Origin of the sequence: Vibrio sp. SS-MA-C1-2 (assembly GCF_021513135.1) — a bacterium.
In the GTDB taxonomy this organism is placed as follows: Bacteria; Pseudomonadota; Gammaproteobacteria; order Enterobacterales; family Vibrionaceae.
Genome location: NZ_CP090981.1, coordinates 2,318,280 through 2,341,815, shown reverse-complemented (window position 1 = coordinate 2,341,815; position 23,536 = coordinate 2,318,280). Strand labels below are relative to the sequence as shown.

24 protein-coding genes are annotated in these 23,536 nt (G+C 37.5%); 14 read left to right on the top strand and 10 right to left on the bottom strand.

Going from position 1 to position 23,536, the window contains the following annotated elements:
- Nucleotides 1–106 precede the first annotated feature (106 nt).
- Nucleotides 107–838 (top strand): sulfite exporter TauE/SafE family protein, encoded by a 732-nt coding sequence (locus tag L0B53_RS15015; RefSeq protein ID WP_235060414.1) that lies wholly within the window; start codon nt 107–109, stop codon nt 836–838.
- A 25-nt stretch (nt 839–863) separates the two neighbouring features.
- Here L0B53_RS15015 and L0B53_RS15010 read toward each other — a convergent pair whose 3' ends face one another.
- The 3 genes from L0B53_RS15010 to L0B53_RS15000 all read right to left on the bottom strand — a co-directional run bounded on the left by L0B53_RS15010 (nt 864) and on the right by L0B53_RS15000 (nt 3,739).
- On the bottom strand, nt 864–1,334 hold the full coding sequence (locus L0B53_RS15010) for a C40 family peptidase (protein WP_235060413.1): 471 nt from the start codon (nt 1,332–1,334) through the stop codon (nt 864–866).
- Between the two features lie 253 nt (nt 1,335–1,587).
- Nucleotides 1,588–1,809 carry a hypothetical protein gene (locus L0B53_RS15005; RefSeq protein ID WP_235060412.1) on the bottom strand — a complete coding sequence of 74 codons (222 nt, stop codon included), beginning with the start codon at nt 1,807–1,809 and terminating at the stop codon, nt 1,588–1,590.
- 559 nt (nt 1,810–2,368) lie between these two features.
- The gene (locus tag L0B53_RS15000; protein ID WP_235060411.1) at nt 2,369–3,739 is read right to left on the bottom strand and encodes an MATE family efflux transporter; all 1,371 of its coding nucleotides are present in this window, start codon (nt 3,737–3,739) and stop codon (nt 2,369–2,371) included.
- A gap of 185 nt (nt 3,740–3,924) precedes the next feature.
- On the opposite strand from L0B53_RS15000, the gene L0B53_RS14995 reads away from it, so the two are divergent.
- Entirely contained in the window at nt 3,925–4,536 is a 612-nt protein-coding gene (locus L0B53_RS14995) for a riboflavin synthase subunit alpha (RefSeq protein ID WP_235060410.1), read from the top strand.
- A 90-nt stretch (nt 4,537–4,626) separates the two neighbouring features.
- Here the strand turns inward: L0B53_RS14995 and L0B53_RS14990 are convergent, their stop codons facing one another.
- On the bottom strand, nt 4,627–5,493 hold the full coding sequence (locus L0B53_RS14990) for a fructosamine kinase family protein (RefSeq protein WP_235060409.1): 867 nt from the start codon (nt 5,491–5,493) through the stop codon (nt 4,627–4,629).
- Nucleotides 5,494–5,789: 296 nt separating this feature from the next.
- Between L0B53_RS14990 and L0B53_RS14985 the strand changes: the two genes are divergently transcribed.
- Together L0B53_RS14985 and L0B53_RS14980 are read left to right on the top strand one after the other, a co-directional pair.
- Entirely contained in the window at nt 5,790–6,140 is a 351-nt protein-coding gene (locus L0B53_RS14985) for a hypothetical protein (RefSeq protein WP_235060408.1), read from the top strand.
- A 77-nt stretch (nt 6,141–6,217) separates the two neighbouring features.
- Entirely contained in the window at nt 6,218–6,466 is a 249-nt protein-coding gene (locus L0B53_RS14980) for a hypothetical protein (protein ID WP_235060407.1), read from the top strand.
- Between the two features lie 41 nt (nt 6,467–6,507).
- Here the strand turns inward: L0B53_RS14980 and L0B53_RS14975 are convergent, their stop codons facing one another.
- On the bottom strand, nt 6,508–6,945 hold the full coding sequence (locus L0B53_RS14975; RefSeq protein ID WP_235060406.1) for a hypothetical protein: 438 nt from the start codon (nt 6,943–6,945) through the stop codon (nt 6,508–6,510).
- 592 nt (nt 6,946–7,537) lie between these two features.
- Here L0B53_RS14975 and thrS point away from each other — a divergent pair.
- The 6 genes from thrS to L0B53_RS14945 all read left to right on the top strand — a co-directional run bounded on the left by thrS (nt 7,538) and on the right by L0B53_RS14945 (nt 13,456).
- Nucleotides 7,538–9,466: a threonine--tRNA ligase gene (gene thrS / locus L0B53_RS14970; protein WP_235060405.1), complete on the top strand. Its 1,929-nt coding sequence runs from the start codon at nt 7,538–7,540 to the stop codon at nt 9,464–9,466.
- Nucleotides 9,467–9,469: 3 nt separating this feature from the next.
- The gene (gene infC, locus L0B53_RS14965; protein WP_235062267.1) at nt 9,470–10,018 is read left to right on the top strand and encodes a translation initiation factor IF-3; all 549 of its coding nucleotides are present in this window, start codon (nt 9,470–9,472) and stop codon (nt 10,016–10,018) included.
- A 110-nt stretch (nt 10,019–10,128) separates the two neighbouring features.
- The gene (rpmI, locus tag L0B53_RS14960) at nt 10,129–10,317 is read left to right on the top strand and encodes a 50S ribosomal protein L35 (RefSeq protein ID WP_235060404.1); all 189 of its coding nucleotides are present in this window, start codon (nt 10,129–10,131) and stop codon (nt 10,315–10,317) included.
- 53 nt (nt 10,318–10,370) lie between these two features.
- Entirely contained in the window at nt 10,371–10,724 is a 354-nt protein-coding gene (gene rplT, locus L0B53_RS14955) for a 50S ribosomal protein L20 (protein ID WP_235060403.1), read from the top strand.
- Between the two features lie 472 nt (nt 10,725–11,196).
- The gene (locus tag L0B53_RS14950; RefSeq protein ID WP_235060402.1) at nt 11,197–12,525 is read left to right on the top strand and encodes an NCS2 family permease; all 1,329 of its coding nucleotides are present in this window, start codon (nt 11,197–11,199) and stop codon (nt 12,523–12,525) included.
- Nucleotides 12,526–12,709: 184 nt separating this feature from the next.
- Nucleotides 12,710–13,456 (top strand): phosphatase, encoded by a 747-nt coding sequence (locus tag L0B53_RS14945; RefSeq protein WP_235060401.1) that lies wholly within the window; start codon nt 12,710–12,712, stop codon nt 13,454–13,456.
- Nucleotides 13,457–13,559: 103 nt separating this feature from the next.
- Here L0B53_RS14945 and sstT read toward each other — a convergent pair whose 3' ends face one another.
- Entirely contained in the window at nt 13,560–14,798 is a 1,239-nt protein-coding gene (gene sstT, locus L0B53_RS14940; RefSeq protein WP_235060400.1) for a serine/threonine transporter SstT, read from the bottom strand.
- 333 nt (nt 14,799–15,131) lie between these two features.
- On the opposite strand from sstT, the gene L0B53_RS14935 reads away from it, so the two are divergent.
- Together L0B53_RS14935 and L0B53_RS14930 are read left to right on the top strand one after the other, a co-directional pair.
- Nucleotides 15,132–15,752: an ATP-binding cassette domain-containing protein gene (locus L0B53_RS14935; RefSeq protein WP_311197323.1), complete on the top strand. Its 621-nt coding sequence runs from the start codon at nt 15,132–15,134 to the stop codon at nt 15,750–15,752.
- A complete protein-coding gene (locus L0B53_RS14930) occupies nt 15,749–16,519 on the top strand; it encodes an ABC transporter permease (RefSeq protein ID WP_235060398.1) in 771 nt (256 codons plus the stop codon). The genes L0B53_RS14935 and L0B53_RS14930 overlap by 4 nt, the downstream gene beginning before the upstream one ends.
- A 91-nt stretch (nt 16,520–16,610) precedes the next feature.
- Here the strand turns inward: L0B53_RS14930 and pepE are convergent, their stop codons facing one another.
- Nucleotides 16,611–17,342 carry a dipeptidase PepE gene (gene pepE, locus L0B53_RS14925; protein ID WP_235060397.1) on the bottom strand — a complete coding sequence of 244 codons (732 nt, stop codon included), beginning with the start codon at nt 17,340–17,342 and terminating at the stop codon, nt 16,611–16,613.
- A 133-nt stretch (nt 17,343–17,475) separates the two neighbouring features.
- The gene (locus tag L0B53_RS14920) at nt 17,476–18,048 is read right to left on the bottom strand and encodes a GNAT family N-acetyltransferase (protein ID WP_235060396.1); all 573 of its coding nucleotides are present in this window, start codon (nt 18,046–18,048) and stop codon (nt 17,476–17,478) included.
- 167 nt (nt 18,049–18,215) lie between these two features.
- Here L0B53_RS14920 and rhlP point away from each other — a divergent pair, with 167 nt between their 5' ends.
- Complete coding sequence (gene rhlP, locus L0B53_RS14915; RefSeq protein ID WP_235060395.1) at nt 18,216–19,052, top strand: rhombotarget lipoprotein; 837 nt, start codon at nt 18,216–18,218, stop codon at nt 19,050–19,052.
- Here rhlP and L0B53_RS14910 read toward each other — a convergent pair.
- Entirely contained in the window at nt 19,039–20,124 is a 1,086-nt protein-coding gene (locus L0B53_RS14910) for a hypothetical protein (protein ID WP_235060394.1), read from the bottom strand. The genes rhlP and L0B53_RS14910 overlap by 14 nt on opposite strands.
- 415 nt (nt 20,125–20,539) lie before the next feature.
- Entirely contained in the window at nt 20,540–22,252 is a 1,713-nt protein-coding gene (locus tag L0B53_RS14905; protein WP_235060393.1) for an alkaline phosphatase family protein, read from the bottom strand.
- Nucleotides 22,253–22,568: 316 nt separating this feature from the next.
- On the opposite strand from L0B53_RS14905, the gene L0B53_RS14900 reads away from it, so the two are divergent.
- Nucleotides 22,569–23,513 (top strand): hypothetical protein, encoded by a 945-nt coding sequence (locus tag L0B53_RS14900; RefSeq protein ID WP_235060392.1) that lies wholly within the window; start codon nt 22,569–22,571, stop codon nt 23,511–23,513.
- Nucleotides 23,514–23,536 lie beyond the last annotated feature (23 nt).

Genomic DNA, 23,536 nt, shown 5'->3' with positions numbered 1-23,536 from the left:
CTGCCTAGCAATTTGGATGACTTTAGATATTGTGAACAGAAATGAATATACTTAAATAATATTTTAAAGCCATTATAAGCCATGATATTGGATACTGAGGACACTTATGTATAGTGAAATAGCGATACTTGCGCTAATAAGTTTCACAACTTCAGCCTTTAATGCGATTGCTGGGGCTGGTGGAGGAATGGTCATGATGGGGGCATTACCTATTTGGCTACCGAGTAATGCCGTTGTTCCTATTCATGGCTTAGTTCAGTTATTTAGTAATGGTAGCCGAGCTTACTTTCTTCGTAAAAATATAGATTACGCTAGTCTTAAAACCTTTGTGATTGGTTGTTTATTAGGTTCTATTCTTGGGGGGCTATTACTACAAGACTTTCCAACAGAGTGGCTTCCTTTAATCATTGGTATTTATATCCTTTTAAATACTTGGGTAAAACCATTTATTAAGGCACTTGCTAGATTTGAACACCCGGTAGTTTTAGGGGCAATACAAGGTGCATTTGGACTATTTGTAGGAGCACCTGGACCATTAATCATATCTGCAATGAAAAAGCGATATTGTAATGACTACGCAAAATTGGTTGCTACTATCGCTGTTTTTAACAGTATTAGTCATTTTAGTAAACTCGTTATCTATATCGTTATTGGTTTTTCTTTTGAAGCATATTGGCAAATCGGTTTAGTGATGATTGGGGCTGCTATTATCGGCTCATTAGTCGGTAAAATGTTACAATCAAAAATACCAACCAGATATCTACAATGGCTACTAACTTCCTTACTAACTTTACTGGCTATCAATATGATTATTAATGTGTTAAAAATTCAATTGTAAAATATAATTGAGCTTGGGGGTTAGGTTACCCAACTCGTCTAACTTGGCAGAAAACAGATTGCCAGTATGGATTGTCTAATCGGGATAAAATAACGCCTTTAGACGTTGAAGCATGTAAAAATTGGTTCTTTCCTGCATAAATACCGACATGACGTTGTTTTATTCCTGTTTTAAAAAATATTAAATCTCCCGGTTTTTTATTTTCATAAGCAATTTTCACTCCACTTTTGGCTTGTTGTGCGGTCGTTCTCGGAAGAGAAACGTTGTAAAGTTCATTGAAAGTAATTTGAGTGAATGCCGAGCAATCAATACCAGAAAATGAATTTCCGCCAAATTGATACGGTACACCACGCCATTTATTATATTGGATAGCGATATCTTTAGAGCGATCGAGTTTGTTTGTTGATCTCATCTGTTTTTCTGAGTTTGAACAACCAGAGATAAATGTGAGTGTAATTATAATCAGAATAAGGTTTTTAATTTTTTTTACGTTCATTATCGTCAATTAACATCCTAGATACATTTTACCTATTGTAGCTTAATCTAATGTAACTATTGTGATATTTAATAAAAAATAAATAGATGATAATTTAGGTGTAAGAGAGAAGTTAAAAAAGACTCATTGAACGTTCACTTTCTAATTAAAAGTATAAATGAGCCTTTTATATTGTTTCGATAAGGTATTAACTTTAACTTGTAGTTAATTTACCTTATTAAACTTGAATTGAGGATTGATTAAAAAGAGGGAGCTAGATTAAGGCGATTGCTGCAATTGTACTTGATTGTTCTGCGGCTTTACCTATCACACCACCAACAACACCACCAACTAATGCACCGACAACACCACCAACTACAGCACCAACAGCTGGTTCTTCTTGTGTCTCGCCAACAACGCCGCCAACAACACCACCAACAACAGCAGCGATAATTGCACCGATCACAACGCCAATGACAATACTTCCAGTAACCATTATTTATCCTTAATTTAAAGTTTGTCTAAGAAACAATATTATTTGTTAAGAGATATAAATATACATTCTGGAAGTTATAAATCAATTTCTATAATGAAGTGAAATGTATGTAAATATTTCAAAATTATACAAAATTAACCTTAGTTTAATTTCTTTAGGTTATTGTTAAATCAATTACCTATTGGTGAATCTGGTTGTATTAATTATGTATATTGTTTTGTTAAGTATGAAACGAAATGTAAATATGATTTCATTGTGTTAATTAATATAATTGATTGTTTTTCAGCCATATTTAAATTGGTTATTTTGGATAAAAAAAACCTTAAAATAGAATATAATTAATTGTAGTTTAATTAATCATATCTATTTTAAGGTTTGATGAAATATTTTTTCTTGAAGTCGTTAGGCTGTTAGCTGTGTTCATTCGCCCCAATCATATATACCCCTCATACTTGAAGCTGCTAGGTTGTTGGCGTTGCTCGTTCACCCCAATCATATAGAACCTCTATACTCATGGGGCCTCACTTACTCGCTACTTCAATGACTTTAGGTATATATCTTATCTTAATGCTAAGGCTAACTGATCTTTATCAGATTGCTTATGAATCCAAAGTAAGCGCTGGCATAACATAACAGCTGCGGAAGTTAATCCTATAATAAAACCAATCCAGAAACCCGATGGTCCCATTGGCGAGACAATCCAATCCGTCATTGCAAGAATGTAGCCAATTGGGAAACCAAGTAACCAATAGGCAATAAAGGTACGAACAAAGATGGCATTCATGTCTTTATATCCACGTAAAGCACCAATGGCAACAACTTGGATAGCGTCGGTGCATTGATAGATTGCCGCAAATATCATTAGATGACTGGCTAATAAAATCACATCAGGCTCTTTGTTATAAAGATAAGCGATCTGTTCATTAAACAACCAAGTGATGATTGCGGTGAACATGGCTAGAAGTAAGCCCATTATGATGCCACAATAAGAGGATATTTTTGCTTTTTCAGCATCATGAGCCCCTAATAAATATCCAACTCGAATACTTAAAGCACTACCTACACTTAATGGGATCATAAAGACCATTGAAGAAAAACTCATCGCAACTTGGTGAGCTGCGACAATAACCGATCCTAGTGGTGCAATAATTAATGCGACAATTGCAAATAGTGTCACTTCAAAAAACATTGCGGATGCCACGGGAAAGCCAAGTGAAAACAGACGCCAGATCTCTTTAAACTTAGGTGGATGAATCACTTTTAATAATTGTACTTTACGTAAACGAGGCGCAATTAGTACATAAGCTAACATTGATAAAAACATCACCCAATAAACAATCGCTGTTGCAACCCCACAACCAACACCACCTAAAGCGGGCGCACCGAATTTACCGTAAACAAAAATCCAGTTTAATGGAATATTGACGATAAGTCCGATAAAGCCAATAACCATAGCGGGTACAGTGAAAGAGAGTCCTTCAGCAAAACTACGCAGTGTTTGAAAAAGCAAAAATGCAGGCGCAGCCCAGATCACAGCATGAAGATAGCCATTTGTCTTTTCTTCAAGTGAAGGTTCAATATCCATCAAGCCAATAATATGTTGTGAGTTATAGAGTAACAACATAATAGGAATCGCAGTTAAAATGGCAAGGTAGGCACCCTGATGAACCTCAAAAGGGACTTTAGACTCTTTACCTGAACCATTTAATTGAGCAATAACGGGCACTAAAGCAATTAATAACCCAATGCCAAATAGAATGGCAGGTAACCAAATACTGGCAGCAATAGCGACGGCTGCCATATCTGTTGGGCTAACACCGCCAGCCATAATCGTATCAACAAAGCCCATCGATGTTTGTGCAACTTGGGCGAGCAGTACCGGTGTTGCTAATTTTGCTAAAGTGCGGAACTCGCGCATGTATCTTTGCAAGGCATATACCTCAAAAAAAGTGGAATAAAAAGAAATCAGTATAACGATTAGTGTTAATAAATACTCGTTATATTTGTTGGTTTTTCTTTAATTGTTTTTTGGATATTGAGTTATAGAAATGAAAAGTTGTAAGATAGTGGCAATACTCTCAACTAAAAAAACTAAAACGCATTAGAGGCTTAAAAATGTTTACAGGCATTGTGCAAGATAAAGTAATGATCATTAAAATAGCAAAGAGAGAACAGTTTCAAACCCATACTCTTGAGTTTCCAAATTCTCTTCTAGAAGGATTAGCAATTGGCGCCTCAGTTGCACACAATGGTTGTTGCTTAACCGTGACAGCAATACAACAAAATCAAGTGACGTTTGACTTAATGCAAGAGACGCTGCGAGTGACGAATCTTGGGTTACTACAAAATGGGGATAGCGTTAATATTGAAAGGGCAGCGAAATTTGGTGATGAGATCGGTGGGCATAGTATGTCTGGACATATCAATGCTATTGCATCTATTTCTGAGCGAATAGAGACTCCAAATAATTGCACGCTCTGGTTTGAGCTTCCTGAATCATTAAGCAAATATGTTTTAACCAAAGGTTACATAGGTATTGATGGGTGTTCTTTAACGATTGGTGAAGTGCGTGATAATCAGTTCTGTGTTCATTTAATTCCTGAGACCTTGCAAAGAACTTTATTCGGCGAACGAAAAGTGGGGGATAAAGTCAACATTGAAGTCGATCCTACGACACAAGCCATTGTTGATACCGTGGAACGAGTATTGGCATCGAAACAGGTTTAATTAATGTTAAAATAATTTTAAAAAAAACAGGATCAAATGTTTATGATACTTTAGAATTTGATCCTGCAAGTTAAATCTTAAATGGGGTCTTTAAATCAACCCTAAGTTCCGTAAATATTGATCCGCTTTATCTAAGTACTTTCCGCCGTATAAATTACATTGATTTAAAATGTAGTAAAGCTGATATAACTCTCTACGATTTTCATAATTGGGATCTAATGGATAAGCCTGTTGATAGCTTTCATAAAAGGTTGCGGGTAGTGAAGCCTCTAGTTCCGTAAAAGCAATGTCACACTCTCTATCCCCCCAATAACTAGCAGGATCATACAGAATTGGGCCAGTCACCGTCATGGCGACATTATGTTTAGATAGCTCGCCATGCAGTAACGCGGGCTTTGGTTGATGACCATGAAGGATTTCGTTACTTCTTTCAATGATAGAGTCAATATCTCCAAACTCGATACCACGCTCCTTAGCTAATTGTAGTTGCCAGCCAATTCGCTGTTCAGAAAAAAATCGACTCCAATGTTTGCGCCACTTATTCGGTTGGATTGATTCGCCAATATAATTGTCACTGTCGAAACCATATTCTAGTTGATCGCCCCATAAATGGAGAGCGGCTAAATCATCGCCTAATTGAGCCGCTGTACGACTATTTAATGGTTTGGTAGGTAAAAAATTAAGGACAAGGAAAGCCATCTCTTTGGCTCGACCAAGATGAATAACGCGAGGGACTTGGATAGAGTTGGATTTAGTCAATTGTTGAAGACTGTCAACCTCAGATTGAAAAAGCTTAATAAAATTTCTGTTATTTACTTTGACAAAAAAACGCTGTTCTTGTTCATCACTGATACAAAAGCAGTCGCAGATTTCACCACCTTTCACCGTCGTGTGTTCTTTTATTGTAAAAGAGTGCTCAAGAACGTCAGATAGTTGGAGAGAGATTGATTGCCACATAATTAACTCCTTGTCAGACTATTGGGGATAGATCAGTCGTTACATTTTATTTCTTCAATTTAAGCCATTAGTTTAAGGTTATGGTACAGATTAATTTTAGTTCATGATGCAGGAAGTTGGCTAATTTTACAGAGCTAATTGTTGAATTATTGATCTTGATTAAGAAATGTAACTCACAATTATTAACAATGTGAGATTAAGCTCTATTGAAACCTCTATTCATTGAAACTGTATTTTTTCTAATAGGTAAGTTAGTTAAGCTGAGTATCTTATAAAGAGAAGGATAAGGTGATGTGATGACGTTGATATCTAATTTTAATATCGAATATGAAAATAACCGTTATATGAAAAAATTTCTCCATCAATATGCTGGGTACAGAGAACTGATTTTTTCAGATATATCGATCCGACTTGAGCAGTTAATTTTATCTAATAGTCCAAAAATCAAAATGGTTCATCGGATGAAACATCATAACTTGTCGATCTATGAGTATAAAATTCCATTAGCGAAGAATTTAGATTGCCGCGTTGCGTACACGTTTACTAACAATATTATTTCAGTATTCTTTATTAGTACAACAATTATTAAGGCACATTTTTGTCGTTTATTAGAAAAAACAGATTTAATCAGTGGTACTCATCGATGAAGATGATGCCGATTAACCAAGCAACAAGACAGTGTGATTGTCTGTTAAAAAAAATGCAACTAGAGGAGGCAATGGTCATGAAAACGTATAAACGAGATCGGGGATTTATTCTATATAGAAATAAAGAAGGAAGTTTTGAGCTGATCCAATTTGGTTTTAAGAATCAGCGTCTAATCGGCACTGGCTTTGAAATGAAACGATGGATTAAAAAAGCATTTAAAAGTGAATTTCCTCGAAGTCATCAAGTATGGGTTAATCATTATATTAATGTGGTCGATCCTACTAACATTTCTTTGCAGAACCAACCACAACTATCACTCTTTTGAGCGTTGATTAATTAGACTATTTCAAATGCTAATCAAGGTGATCAAATCTGAGGGAGAGAATAAGCATTAATTGAACCATCGTTATTCTTCACTTCGATATTATAGCCACTATTCGCAGCTTGTTTAATTGCTACAGGCTGACCATAGCTATTAATCAAATTTCCTTGACTATCTTGAGTTAAAATAATCCCTAATACCGCAGCTGCGATTTTCCATTTATAGTAGTCATTATCGTTCTTAATGATCACCGTGGTGTTATTGGATGGTGGATGTGCATTCGGTGGATAGACAACCACGGGAGGGTAAACAACCGGTGGTTGATTTACATGATGGTGCTCATTATGGTGATGTTTTTTCTTCTTTTTGCACTTTTTATGTTGATGTTTATGAGGGCTCGTATCTTTATAACCGTGATGATAGTGAGACTCAGGATTTTTATAGTAAACGCATTTTTCTTTATTTTTGCCATGATCAGCCATAACTGAGCCAGAAAAGAAAATAACTAAGGTGAAAATTAGAGAAAGGAAAGTAGGCAAGTTTAACGTCCTGTTAATTATAGTATTTATAAGTAGAGGATAATAAGGGCTTCATCGGCTTGAATTGTTTCTTCAACGTCAATTTAACGTCAGTGTTTTATCAAATACGGATGAATTTTGATAGATATACTCAAAATAATTGGAGTGGCTAGTCGGCGGCAAGTGAATGAGACCTCATGAGTATAGGTGTACTCGATGCTTGGGGCGAATGAGCGCAGCCAACAACCTAGCCACTTCAAGTATGAAGGGTATAGATGAAAATTTATTCTCGGGCTTGTTGCTTTCTTCACCAAAGAAACGGTGACAGAAGGTAAAAGGGGAGTTTCACTTTATTTTTTGTATAATTCGGTTAAAATGTTGGTTCGCTCATTTTGAGCGCTATTTAGGTAATGAATTTTATATTAGTGGTTATTCATCAGTATTTGAACAGCCATTATTTTGCGTTAATCTTCATTATTCAAATTTTTCCGTATTTATATACAATACAACTTTAACATGTGCAGCTTGGTATGCGGCACCACTGTAAGGAATTATCATGCCTTTAATTACTCTTCCTGATGGAAGCCAACGTCAATTCGACAACCCTGTATCAACTTATGATGTCGCTGCTGATATCGGTCCTGGCCTTGCGAAAGCTTGTGTTGCTGGTCGTGTTAATGGTGAGCGAGTTGATGCTTGTGATCTTATCGAACAAGATGCAAACCTTGAAATCATTACTGCAAAAGATGTGGATGGTTTAGAGATTATTCGTCATTCTTGTGCGCATTTACTTGGTCATGCAATTAAGCAGCTTTTCCCTGAGACCAAAATGGCGATTGGCCCAACAATCGACAACGGCTTCTATTATGATATCGATCTTGATCGTTCATTGACGCAAGATGACCTTGATGCTTTAGAAAAGCGGATGAAGGCATTAGCGAAAACAAAATATCAAGTTATTAAGAAGAACGTTAGCTGGCAAGAAGCACGTGATACTTTTGAATCTCGTGGTGAAAGTTATAAAGTTGAGATTCTTGATGAGAATGTAAGTAAAGATGACCGCCCTGGTCTTTATCATCATGAAGAATACATTGATATGTGTCGTGGACCTCATGTACCCAACATGAGCTTCTGCCAAAACTTCAAGTTATTAAATGTTGCGGGTGCTTATTGGCGCGGAAATAGCGACAATAAGATGCTACAACGTATTTACGGTACGGCATTCCAAGATAAGAAGTTACTAAAAGCGCACCTAACGCGTTTAGAAGAAGCAGCGAAGCGTGACCATCGTAAACTAGGTAAACAGCTTGACTTATTCCATATGCAGCAAGAAGCGCCGGGTATGGTGTTCTGGCATCATAATGGCTGGTCTATCTTCCGCGATCTTGAAGTATTTGTTCGTGAAAAACTGACTGAATATGATTATCAAGAAGTGAAAGGTCCATTAATGATGGATCGTGTGTTGTGGGAGCGCTCTGGCCATTGGGACAAGTATGCTGAAGCGATGTTCACAACCAATTCTGAAAACCGTGAATACGCGATTAAGCCGATGAACTGTCCTGGGCACGTACAGATCTTTAATCAAGGTCTAAAGTCGTACCGTGATCTTCCATTACGTATGGCAGAATTTGGTTCATGTCACCGTAACGAGCCATCAGGTGCGTTACACGGAATCATGCGTGTTCGTGGTTTTACCCAAGATGATGCACATATTTTCTGTACTGAAGATATGATCATGGATGAAGTGACTGAATGTATCAAAATGGTCTATGATGTTTATAGCACATTCGGTTTTGAAAACATCGCTGTTAAGCTATCAACTCGTCCAGATCAACGAGTTGGCTCTGATGAGATGTGGGATAAGGCGGAAGAAGGTCTTGCTGCAGCCTTGAAGCAAAATGAGCTAGATTTTGAAATCCAAGAGGGCGAAGGTGCCTTCTACGGACCAAAAATTGAATTTACTTTGCATGATTGTCTGGACAGAGCGTGGCAATGTGGTACTATCCAGCTCGACTTTGCTCTACCTGGTCGTTTGGGCGCTACATATGTTGGCGAAGATAACGAACGTCACACACCAGTTATGATCCACCGTGCTATTTTGGGGTCACTTGAGCGTTTCATCGGTATTATTATCGAAGAGTACGCCGGTTTCTTCCCTACTTGGTTGGCTCCAGAGCAAGCCGTAATCATGAATATTACTGATAAACAGGCTGATTACGTCAAAGAAATTGAAAATAAATTGAAAAAAGCGGGTATTAGAGCCAAAGCTGACTTGAGAAATGAGAAGATAGGCTTTAAAATTCGTGAACATACCCTTAAGCGTGTACCATATATGCTAGTCTGCGGTGATAAAGAAGCCGAAGCTGGTGAGATTGCTGTTCGCAGCCGTCGTGGTAAAGACTTAGGAAAAATTAAAGTTGATGACTTCATTGCACAAATCAAGCAAGAAGTTAGCAACCGTGTCCTTAATGTTGTGGAGGAATAAAATATTAAAGGCGCAAGAAAAGCTCCTGCAGCTAAGCAGAACGCACACCGTCTAAACGCAGAAATTCGCGGAGTTCGCGAAGTTCGATTAAATGGCGAAGATGGCGAAGCATTAGGTATTGTTAAAATAGATGACGCTCTAGCCGCTGCGGCTGAAGCTGGTATGGATTTGGTCGAAATTAGTCCAAATGCTGAGCCGCCAGTTTGCCGTGTAATGGACTACGGTAAGTTCATCTATGAAAAGAGCAAGGCTGCAAAAGAGCAAAAGAAAAAGCAAAAACAGATACAGGTGAAGGAAATTAAATTCCGTCCCGGTACAGATATAGGCGACTATCAGGTAAAACTACGCAACCTGGTTCGCTTTATTGAAGAAGGCAACAAAGTCAAAGTAACTATCCGCTTCCGTGGACGTGAAATGGCTCACCAGAGCATCGGTGTTGACGTTCTTAATCGATTGAAAGCAGATACAGCTGAAATTACAGTTGTTGAAAGCTTCCCAACTCGTATTGAAGGTCGCCAGATGATCATGGTACTTGCCCCTAAAAAGAAGTAATTTAAGGCCTACAAGTAATATCTTAGATACTGCTCGTTAGAGTGGTATCTTTTTTATTCGCCTGGATTACTATGTTTATTAACTAACTCAACAATGCGGAGTTACTCATCATGCCAAAGATGAAAACAAACTCTGGTGCTGCTAAGCGTTTCAAGAAAACTGCTGGTGGTATCAAATTTAAGCACGCAACTAAACGTCACATCCTGACTAAGCGTACTACTAAGAACAAACGTCAACTACGTCCTAACTCTCTTCTTCCTAAGTGTGAAGTAGCAGCAGTTATCAAGATGATCGGATAAGTTTTAACTTATCATTCTTAGTTTATTTAACGAATTTAGTTTAGGAGAGATTCATGCCTCGCGTAAAACGTGGTGTACAAGCTCGTGCACGTCATAAGAAAGTTCTAAAGCAAGCAAAAGGTTACTACGGAGCACGTTCACGTGTTTATCGCGTAGCCTTCCAAGCAGTTACTAAAGCTGGTCAATATGCTTACCGTGACCGTCGTCAACGTAAGCGTCAGTTCCGTCAACTGTGGATTGCGCGTATTAACGCTGCTGCACGTCAAAATGGTCTATCTTACAGCCGTTTCATCAACGGTCTTAAGAAAGCATCTATTGAAATCGATCGTAAGATCCTTGCTGACATTGCAGTATTCGACAAAGCGACTTTTACAGTACTAGTTGAAAAAGCAAAAGCTGCTCTATAATTTTTAGACGGTAGTTAATGAAAGGGAGAGCTTTTGCTCTCCCTTTTTCCGTTTATTGGACTGATAACTGTCCTCATCATTTTTTACCTCACTCTCTGCTCGCCGACTCTCCGCGTCAATAACGTTGACTTTCTGTTTATTATTCCTTCTTGTGCCTATCATCTTAAGTTGCTTACCTCTTTATGGTTACTATTGAAAGTGTGATATTACCCACAAATCCAGTTAAAAAAAACACGTTGCGTATTATTTGTCCAAACAGTTCATAGTCAGGCAAATAAAGCTATCAATCGTTTGCGCAATCGTTAAAATGGCGGCGTTAATAGGGTTGCAAATTTAATGGCTTCCATCGTTATCGTCTATGCTGAATAAGACCATCTGTTTTTATTCCATCATTAAGGGCGATAAATGAAGTAAAAACATGGATTGTGATGTTAATCAACTAAACCATATTCAATAATAAGTGAGTTAAGAAATGAAATCGGAAAGCCAGCTAGATAAATATTTTAAAATCTCTGAGCGAGGAAGTTCAGTCAAACAAGAAGTCGTTGCCGGCTTAACAACATTTTTAGCAATGGTGTATTCCATCATTGTTGTTCCTGGAATGCTAGGAACCGCAGGTTTTGATGCGGGTGCTGTTTTTATCGCAACGTGTTTGGTCGCTGCATTTGGTTCGTTACTAATGGGCTTATGGGTTAATTTACCCATGGCTATCGGTTGTGCGATTTCATTAACGGCATTTACTGCATTTAGTCTTGTGCTTGGGCAAGGTGTATCCATCCCTGTCGCTTTAGGTGCCATCTTTTTAATGGGTGCTATTTTTACGCTAATTACCGTAACTGGGTTACGTCAGTGGATCTTAAATAATTTACCATCAGGTATTGCTCATGGTACTGGTATTGGTATTGGTCTTTTCCTACTTCTTATTGCCGCTAACGGAACTGGACTTATCGTTAAAAACCCACATGAAGGACTTCCTGTTGCATTAGGGAATTTTGATTCGTTACCTGTTATTTTATCGGTACTTGGTCTAGCGGCTATTTTTGGCCTAGAACGTAAACGTGTTCCTGGTGGCATTCTAATGGTGATTGTTGCAATCTCTATTATTGGTTTGATTTTTGATCCTAACGTTGTTTATCATGGCTTCTTTGCTATGCCTTCATTTGGTGGAGAGAACTCACTGATTGCAACAATGGACATTAAAGGTGCACTGAATATTGCTGTTCTCCCTGCAGTATTAGCCTTAGTGATGACGGCAATTTTTGATGCGACTGGGACTATCCGAGCGGTTGCTGGCCAAGCGAATCTTTTAGACAAAGACGGTCAAATTATTAACGGTGGCAAAGCATTAACCGCAGATTCAGTTTCTTCTATGTTTTCTGGTTTTGTGGGTGGTTCTCCTGCCGCAGTTTATATTGAATCAGCAGCAGGGACAGCCGCGGGTGGCAAAACTGGTTTAACAGCAACTATTGTTGGTGGCCTGTTTGTTCTGATGATCTTCTTATCGCCATTAAGCTACTTAGTCCCTGTTTATGCCACAGCTCCAGCACTGATGTATGTTGGTCTATTAATGCTAAGTAATGTCACTAAGATTGATTTTGATGACTATGTTGATGCATTAGCAGGTCTAGTTTGTGCCGTGTTTATTGTACTTAGTAGTAATATCGTAACAGGTATCATGTTAGGTTTCTTAACGTTAGTGATTGGTCGTATCTTTGCGGGTGAGATTAAGAAGTTAAACGTTGGTGTCGTACTTATTGCTATCGCTTTAGTTGCTTTCTATGCGGGCGGTTGGGCATTATAAGTGAGTAGAATAAGCGTTATTTTAATTATTTACTAATAACGTTAAGACTCAATTCAATTTGTATTAATAACACCCTCATTGTCTCATCAATATTTGATGAAATAATGGGGGTGTTTTTTTAAGCTGTATTTATTGGAATTAAACGACTACCATAATGTATTAAGCTGTTAATTTTAGAGGCGTTATGAAAATTGCTGTAGATACTCATACTCATACTTATGCCAGCGGCCATGCATATAGCACTATTATTGAAAATGCGAAAAGTGCGAAGGAACATGGTTTAGCGATGTTTTGTACCACCGATCACTCTGAGTCGATGCCAGGCGCACCGCACTTTTGGTTCTTCAGCAATCAACGTGTCTTACCTCGTTTTATTGAAGGGGTCGCTATTATTCGCGGTGTGGAAAGTAACATTATGAATATAGAGGGTGAAATTGATATCCCTGAACGTTTAGATGATGAGCTCGATTGGGTTATTGCAAGTTTTCATGAACCGGTATTTCGTCCTTCAACGAAAGATATCCATACCGAGGCGTTACTCAATGTGATTAAAAGTGGGCGTGTTGATGCACTAGGGCATCTAGGCAATCCAAATTTTGACTTTGATTTTGAAACGGTGATCCAATGTGCTAAAGAGCATCATGTGGCGATTGAAATTAATAACACCTCTTTAGGTGGCAAAAGTCGAGTGGGGAGTGTTGAACGCTGTTATGAGATTGCAAAAGTGGCTAAACAGATAGGTGCTTATGTGACAACAGGAAGTGATGCCCATTTCTGTAGCTACATCGGTAAGTTTGAACGAGTAGAAACATTGTTGGAAAAAGTTGAAATGCCTGTTGAACAGATCATCACTCACACGCCAGGGCAGTTTGTTCAATTCTTACTTCTTCGTGGGCGTCAAAGGATTGAAGAGTTGGCTTGTTATTATTAATTCGTTTAAAACGACTAAAAAGCCACCTATACGTTAAAGGAATTTTCCTAAAAGTGTATAGGTGGCTTTGTTGTTAGGATTAACTTTAATTATTTAGACAATTCTAAGCGGTTTTTAACGATGAATCCTCTTGCTCTGCTGCTTTACATGCTGCTGCTGTAAATAAAACATCGGTAGAGCTATTAAGAGCCGTTTCAGCTGAATCTTGAACAACACCAATAATAAAGCCAACCGCGACGACTTGCATTGCAATATCATTAGAAATACCAAACAGACTACAAGCTAATGGGATCAGTAACAGAGATCCTCCAGCAACACCAGAGGCTCCACATGCTGAAATCGCAGCAACAACACTAAGTAATACTGCAGTTGGTAAATCGACAGAAATCCCTACAGTATGAGCGGCAGCGAGAGTTAATACTGTAATAGTAATTGCAGCTCCAGCCATATTAATCGTTGCACCTAATGGAATTGAAACTGAATAAGTATCTTCATGAAGATCGAGTTTCTTACATAATTCCATATTGACAGGAATATTAGCCGCAGAACTACGGGTAAAGAAGGCCGTTACACCACTTTCTCGTAGACACCTAAAAACTAATGGATATGGATTCTGTTTAAGTTTAATAAACACAATCAGTGGATTGACGATCAAGGCGATAACAAACATAGAACCAAGTAACACAACTAATAAGTGAGAATAGCCTGCGAGAGCATCAAAACCTGTTGTTGCAAATGTGGACGCAACTAAACCAAAGATACCAATCGGAGCCAGACGGATGATCACGCGGACAATCGTCGAAATACCAGTTGATAAATCACTAAATACCTGTTTTGTGGCATCTGATGCATGATGAAGTGCTAAACCTAAACCGATCGCCCAAGCTAAAATACCGATAAAGTTAGCGTTCATTAGTGCACTAATTGGATTATCAACAATCTTAAAGAGTAAGGTATTAATAACCTCGGTAATTCCCTCTGGTGGGTTTGCACTTGCGCTATTTGTTACTAATGTTAATGTAGTAGGGAACATAAAGCTCATTAATACTGCGGTTAAAGCCGCCATAAATGTGCCAATCAAATAAAGAAAGATAATAGGACGCATGTTGGTATGAGTGCCTTTTTTTTGATTAGCAATTGATGATGCGACCAATACAAAAACTAAAATAGGGGCAACAGCCTTCAATGCACTAACAAAAAGTGATCCTAAAAATGAGATGTTTAATGCCGAAGAAGGGGAAATAGTAGCAATACCGATACCAGCAATAATACCTACAATAATTTGTCCAACTAGACTTCCTTTCGTTAAAGCTTGAAAAACAGAGGCTAATTTAGAAACCATAAAAATCCTTATTTTTTATAATTAGTTAACGGAATGGCTATCCTACTCTGGATTTAATTGTTAGACAATGGTTGAATTTTTGTTCTTGATATGAATTGACAGTGTTGCGGAGATAATCATTCATGTTGAATGGATAAAAAATCAACCTTAATGAAAGGAATTTTATAATTATTGTTTAATATTAGATAATTACTGTAAGGTAACTTGGGTTGAGATTGTTAAATATATTTAATAGCTGCGATGGATTTTTTATAGGGATAATATGAGGAGTATCATGATAAAAGCGGATTCACTTGGGTTAACTTATCAAGGAAAACCTTTCTTTAGTGATGTATCATTCGAAGTGAAAAAAATGATAAAATTGCATTAATGGCACCATCAGGTTTGGGAAAAACAAGTTTATTAATGATGATTGCTGCGGTGAACCAGCCAACTTGCGGTAGACTTTATTATCATAATCAACCTTATTCATCTCAGGTAATTCAAACTTTACATCAAAATCTCTGTTGGTTACCACAATCCCCTCAATCGTTAGGTGAAACGGTCAAAGAGGCAATTTACGCCCCTTTTAATTTAGTTATAAATAAACAGAATACACCCACAGATGAACAGTGTTTATCTGCGTTGGCTGATCTCTCTTTAGATAATATCTCATTAACTCAACGCTTTGATTCTTTATCTGGGGGAGAACAGCAACGTTTAGCTATTGCTAGAGGCTTATTATTAAATCGTCCTTTATGGTTAGTCGATGAACCTACCTCGGCCCAAGATAAAACGCGTTCAGACTTAATTGTTGATCTGTTACTAGCTCGAACTGAAACATTGATCATCATCACTCATGACCAAGATATTGCCGAGCAGTTTCCTATTGTTTGGCAACTCGGTGTTAATGGGATATCAGTCATGGAGAAACGGTCGACAGAGGTTGAAAAACATATCGGAGTAAAAGTATGACCACATCAATTAATTGGCTACAATTTTTCTCTTTCTATTTAGTGTTGTTAATTCCCTTTGGTTTGCTTCGTTGGTTGCAATTAAAAGAGACCATAAAAGAGTTTGTTATTGCGGTTATTCGTATGACCGTACAATTATTGTTAGTGGGACTTTATCTAGAATTTGTCTTTAAGCTCGATCTGTTATGGCTTAATTTACTGTGGTTATTATTGATGATATTAGTGGCTTCTTTTTCTGCAATGAGTCGGGCTAAGCTACCATGGCGTGTGTTGTTACCTAAAATCTATCTTGGTTTTTTTATCGCTTTGATTCCCGTTGTATTGTTGTTTTTAACGGTATTATCAAAACCCACACCTTGGTATCAAGCGCAATATTTAATCCCGATTGGTGGTATGTTATTAGGGAATGCAATGGGAGGCGTTGTCATCGGATTAAATAGCTTTTTTAATCAACATAATAATCATCGAATTGAGATCCTACAGTGGTTAACAATGGGAGCGACGCCATTTGAAGCAACACGACGTCATATGGTTCAAGCCGTTAAAGCTTCAGTTAGCCCTCAAATCGCCAGCATTGCGACGCTAGGCTTAGTTTCTTTACCGGGAATGATGACGGGACAGATTTTAGGAGGCAGTAATCCGATGACGGCAATACAGTATCAAATTGCAATCATGGTAGGGATTATTAGTTGTCAAACCATTGCTGTAATTTTAACATTGATCGGTAGTAATCAATATTTGCTTGAGCAGTGTCAATCGTCTGAGTAAGCGGGAGTTTATTCGAAAATGATAACAAGCGCTAAAGTCTTAATTTCGACTTTAGCGCTTTTCTGATTCATGCTCTATTAATAATCAGTCACTAGCAATCAAGGTCTTTTAATTGATTTAATGTACTACCTGATGCAATTTTTTGTATCTCTTGATTTAATTTAAACCAATATAAAGGCTTATCATTAGCGGCGTGATAACTCATTTTGTCATCTTGAATCGCGATCCAAGAGCCTTCTGGTATACCAATAACCGATTGATGTGGATTAACAATTAAATACTCTGCGATACGTTCGTCACGGGTTTCACCCATATGTCCTTCAATTGTCGCGTCAATATAATGCGCATTGATTTGGAATGGGACAAAACCAAGTGAAGGAGTGATAGCCGCGCTAACAATACACATATCATTGGTTGTTCTAATTGTTGGCGCACCAATAACCGCACCAGCACTCCAACCGACATAAGGAACACCGCGTTCTTTAACCGCTTGTTGAATTGGACCAATTAGACCTTGATCGTGCAGGGTTTTATTCAGTACCCAAGTATTCCCACCACTAACAACAATGGCATCGGCTTGACGAATCGCAGCAACAGGATCTTCCGCTCGATGTAGACCAGTTACATTAACATTCAGGTGAGATAAACTATCGGCGACCATCGCGGTGCGGTCATCATGACTGCTGCGAATTACCGCATAAGGAATAACGACAACATTTAATACTTTCTTACGTGTGAATACTTCAGTAATTGCAGGTAATGCAAACTCCATGACTTTGGTGTTACCAGCTACTTTGCCATTACTTAATAATAGTATATCCATGAATATCTCTTTAGTAGTATAAGAATCTGGTGACATATTAATGAAACAGATAAAATAAAAACTTGAGCTGCAGCACAGTTTTGAATTGTAAGTTACCTTAAAACGGGTTTATTAGACAAGAAGTCTGACAAGATTAGAGGTCACAGACAGATATGACTGTTTTCATCGAGCCAGATGATCTTTTTTGATCATCAAAAAACGTTTTAATCACTTTAAAATTACTTTTATCTAACATTTTTTTAGAGGGGATATTCTCCTCATGGCGTTCGACAAAAAGTTGTTGAATGCCGCTTTGTTTAGCTAAGTTTTTTACTTCTTTCATTAACGTAGGCCCGATTCCTTGACCAGTAAAGTTACGATCAACAACAACATCATTGATATAGCCTAAAGATTTCATTTTCTGATTTACGTCTGAAGTAGAGGTCAATGTTTGATATTGTCGATAATGGTGGCTATCTTGTTCAAAGATCAAAACAGCAAGACCGATGATCTTACTCTCTAAAGTTGATGTTGAATTCTCATTAATTTGTTTATTTTTTTCAGCAATAACAATGGCAGCTCTATTTTGAGCGATAAGAGTCAATTGGTGATTAATACTCTCTTCCGTAATGTAATTCCATGGGTTGATAGCATCATGAAATAGAAGCTTTTTAACCTGTTGAATATCACGTGGTGTTAATTTTCGATTGGTTATTTTTAAATTCATGATCTTTCCTTTGTTTTAAATTATTAATTATATCAATGAATTATAATTTATTTTGATTACTGTAAGTCTGAGCTGAATCACAAAGTTATTCACTTATGACATATATTCTCCGTGGTCATATTATAGAGAAAATTTCATTACATTGATGTTTTTATGGAGAGGGTTTCATGACGAAACGGATACTTTTACTATTATTGAGTCTAGTGCTTATCAGTGGTTGTTCATCATGGGTTAGTGGTGATCAAGGCAGTACGACAACCTCCAGCAGTTTGGTGGATTATTTATACCCCAGTGGCGATATACCGACTTATGAAACCGCAGAAAAACCGAAATTAACCTTGCCACTGAGTGTTGGTATTGCATTTGTTCCACCTAATAGTCATTCAGTTAATCAATTAACCTATCAACAACAACAGCAATTATTGAATCAAGTAAAATCTAAATTTATTAGCCATGACTTTATTGCTCGTATTGAACTTATCCCTCAAAGTTATCTAAAGAAAAAGCGTGGGTTTGATACTTTAGAACAAATTGCGCGACTCTATAAAGTCGATACCATGGCACTTATCTCTTACGACCAATTGATACAGCGTCATAATAATAGTGCTTCATTACTCTATTTAACCATTGTTGGTCTGTATACCATTCCAGGCAGTCAAAATTTAACTCAGACCTTTGTTGAAACGACGGTTTTTGATGTGAAATCTAGACAGATGTTAATGAGAGCGGCAGGAGTCAGTGCTCTAAAGAAAACAACGACGGCTATCGGTATTGATAAATCTATCAACAAACAATCTTATAAAGGCTTTGAATTGGCGGTGACTGATATGGCTATCAGTTTGGAGCATGAACTAGAAGCATTTAAATTAAGAGTGAAAGAAGAAAATATTGCAGATATTGAATTTAAATCAGGTTATAGCGGAGGTGGGAGTTTTACTCTGTTATTTTTATTAGCGCTCATCACGTTAATTCTCCATCGGCTTTTTAGTCTTAGGTTGAAGTAGAATTTGCCGTTTTAAGTGTTTGATTTGGTTTCTCAAGGAAGAGTTGCTGATATCGTATTGAATATCGACTCCAATGGTCAATATTTGCTAAAACAGTCGCATCTAGCACTGAGTGAATATCAGACTGCTGGAGTACTTTTCGAAATTTGAATAGTTTGATTAACTGTGACGCACGTTTAGGGGCAATTCCAACATAGTGTTTAAAGAGAAGATTAATGGTTTTGCTACTGATATTTAAATTATCAGCAAGGGTATTTAAGGTTAATAATTGACTTTCATCGTTTTCCATATGATTGAGAACTTTCGGAATTAAATCTTTTCTCGATAATCGACTTGGACCTTTTAATGACTGAGGACGTAATGGTGGAAGTTGCTGAACCAGATCATATAGTAGATTAAGTAACGCTTCTGTTCCGCCAATACCTGGATTTATTGACGGGGTTTGATAAACGATTTTCGCGGCACCTCGTAATTTATTAATATATTGATTATTTATGTTTAGTGGCACCATCGCATCACTAAAACGTGTTAGTTTATTATCCTGAATATTTAGTTCAGCGATCATAATTAAACAGTTTGCAGGAACAATCAAAGAGAAAGGAACATGAGAACGGTTTGAGACTAGTCCAATTTGTGTCTCTTTAAGCCAAAAGCCGTTAAAGCAGATAGGAATATCGTTCAATGCCGTGATGATCAAGGTTGTTTGTCTGTTTTCTTGTGAGGCGTTATAACATTGAAAGTGCTTAGAATATAAAAATAATTTTTTAGTTGTCTGTAAAACGGTATATTGAACATTTGGTCGTGTGAGTTGGATTAAAGTAAAGGCTTTATCCTTCATTGATTTATTTTTGGCCAGATTGACAGAGTTACAGTCATAGTCAAACAACAACATACCATTGACCATCGGTTCAATGGTGTCTCTCAAGGTGTCAAAATTAACTTGATATAAATTGTCACTCTTCAAAGAAACCCCAGCTCTATTCAAATAAATTTCAGCATTATTGATATACCCTTCATACTTGAAGCTGCTAGGTTGTTGGCGTCGCTCGTTCACCCCAATGATATAAAACATCTATACTCATGGGGCCTCACTCCCTTGCCGCCTACTAGCAACTCCAATTATTTTAGGTATAAATAGCCTGCTTTAAGCACACTGATTAATTTAACGCGCTTTAAATTCGCTTTATGATTAATTATATACTTTTCTTACTTGAAGTTACTAGCTAGACTCAGTTTATAAAAGTAATGAGCTGCGTTTGCTCGCCCCAATCATATAACGTACCTATACTTATGGGGCTTTATACCCTTCATACTTGAAGCTGCTAGGTCGTTGGCGTCGCTCGTTCACCCCAATCATATAAAACGCCTATACTCATGGGGCCTCGCTTGCCGCCTAATAGCAACTCCAATTATTTTAGGTATACTCACTTACCTTTGATTCAAAAATCTAATTTATTTGACCATCAAATAGTAATTAAGCCTGCTTTTTAATCTAATTTATTTTCTGTAACTTCAATTAAAACATTCCCGGTTGCACCACTTGGTTGATTAATACCAAGGAAGTTAGATAATGTTGGAGAAATATCATAAGGTGTTATTTCTCGATCAATCATTTTTGAGTCTAAAGATAAACCCGCAAAAATAACCGGTACATGGGTATCATAACGCCAAGGTGAGCCATGAGTAGAGGCAATGGTCAAACCATCCATATCATTAATATATGTGCGTTGAGAGAAGATGACATGAATATCCCCAGAACGTTGAGGGTGGTAGTTCTGAATGATTAACTTCCCAACTCGTGATTCTGGTAGTTGATTGCTTTCAATTTGATGACGAGTTACGGCGGATGAAACACCATAAATCTTCACTAACTCTTCAGCGATTAAATTTTCTATCTGCTCCGGTGCTATCTTTTTCTTTTTTAATATTTCATGATCTAAATAAATATAAGGTTGGCTGTAAAGTTTAATCACATCAGTAGATAGCCCAAACTCTTTCTTTAATCGTATCGCCATTTGTGCGGTAACTAAGGCATTTTTTTGAAAGTAGTGGGCATCATGATCGCCAATTTCATGTGAGACAGGGGCTGCTTCAGGTGTTCCGTGATCGGCCGAAAGCACAATTAATACATTTTTGAGACCAATTGATTTATCGACACTGTTAAAGAGATCTGCAAGTGTTTTATCGAGGCGAACCAAGTTATCTTCCGCTTCTAACGTTGAAGGGCCAAAAATATGGGCAATATAATCGGTAGATGAAAAACTGACGGCTAAGAAGTCGGTAACATTATCTTGTCCTAATTCTTCTTCCTTAATCAGTTGTTTGGCAAAGTCAGAAGTCAATTCATCACCCGCTGGGCTTAATGTTAGTAACGTACCAAAATATTTACCAGATGAATGACCAAAAGAGTGTGGGAAATGCTTATTGAAACCAGCAAGATCGATAATATGATCATTATCTGCTAACGATTGATTACGATTAAAGTATTCTTTATTCGGCAATGATAACTGCCATTGTTGATCGCTATATCGGTCTGGGTATTGTTGTGCATTCCAGGTTTCAACCCAAGTCGGATAAGCATCATAATAATAATTACTGGTGACAAATTGATTTTTAGATTTTGAAAACCAAAAAGCTTTGCCATTATCACCGCCTAAAGAGATTGCGCCGCGATCTTTGACTGAAACAGAGAAAATCTTAGATTGACCATTGGTCGCAATCGATAACTCATCACTAAAAGTAGAAGAGAGCATAGGCAGAGGTGAACGACCATCTCCCTTAGCGATTTTTTGGGTTGGATCCACTTCGGTTTGACTATTTACGCCAGCACCCGACGTTAACATGTGATAATTCGGATCTTCCACGTTATAGACCAGACGATCTAATTTACGGTCAAACCAAACATTACCTACCATGCCATGAACACTTGGCGGAGCACCGGTCGCTAATGAAACATGACCCACGATAGTTTCAGTGTTCGCATGTTCATAATTCGCATTGGTATAATAGACGCCTTGATCCATTAAATATTTAAAACCATCATCTGAAAAATGATGTTTATATCTTTCGATTAAATCAGCTCTTAAACCGTCAACAGTTACTTGTAAAATTAATTTTGGCTGAGTCTCTGCAGCTTGTACATTGATAAAAACACTGCTGGCCAACAGTGAGCTACAAAAAATTAAAGGAAGTTTTTTCATCGTATACCTTTATTGAATATTTATTATTGTCTTTAACTATAATCACCCAAAACAAATTTGAAAAATCTGCAAAAACGGAAATATTAAACAGCTATTCGAGAGCAGATTTGATCAACACTTTAGTTTTAATTTGTTATCTGAAATTTTCACTAAGTTGCTTGTTAATCAATTGATACATAATAATTATCTGTGTTTTGTATTGTCCTATAGATTAGAACAATCTGTTTTATCAATCACGGTTTATCGTTTTTTATGATCGTTTAAGATATTTCACAGCAAAAGAATTCATATCTATAACAATAAGAATGGAAACGTGATGAAAAATAAAATAATAAAATTCTCGATAGCTGCTTCAATTCCTTTTCTTTTAAGTTCCACAACTATGGCTGCAGATAACAGCGGCGAAATGTCATTAGCTCAAGCTGCAAAAAAATCGGCTAACCCAGTATCTGACGCATGGATGTTGGTTGCTCAAAATGATTACACCACGTTAAAAACGCGTGGTGGTGGTCATGAAATGCAAAACCGTTTTAGTTTCCAACCCGTTATGCCAGTGCCAATCATGGATGGTGAATGGAATTTAGTAAACCGTATGGTATTGCAACAATATAGTTCACCAGGTCAAGGTGTAGCTGAAGATTCAACGCCGAGTGACATCTTTGCCGATGGCCGTACAAATGGGTTAGGGGATACTGTCTTTATGTCGTTAGCGGCACCCAACCGTGATGATGGTTGGATCTGGGGAGTGGGTCCAACGATGATCGCGCCAACGGCAACAGAAGATAATTTGGGCCAAGAGAAATGGCAAGTGGGTCCTGCTGCTTTAGTGGCGCGTTTAGGTAGTGAATCTGGTGATATAACCAGTATTGATAGTTGGAATCTGGGTATTTTAGCTCAACAATGGTGGAGTTTTGCAGGAACCAGTAACCGTAAAGATACCAGTCAATCGGATATTCAATATTTTATTAACTATAAAGTTAATGATACAGGGTTAATTGGTATGACGCCAAATATCTCTATTGACTGGAAAAAACACGGTAAAGATCGTTTTAATGTGCCAGTTGGTTTAGGTTATATCGGCATGGCTCGTATTGGCCAAATGCCTGTGCGTTGGGGCGTTGAAGCTCAATATTATGTGATGAGATCTGATACTGATGATATGACTGACCTTGAATCATGGGATGCTGATTCAATCGCATATACACCACAATTTAATCTAAAAGTATTTGTTGCGCCGATTGCAAAAAATCCATTTAAATAATTAAATCTGCCTTAGTGGATAAA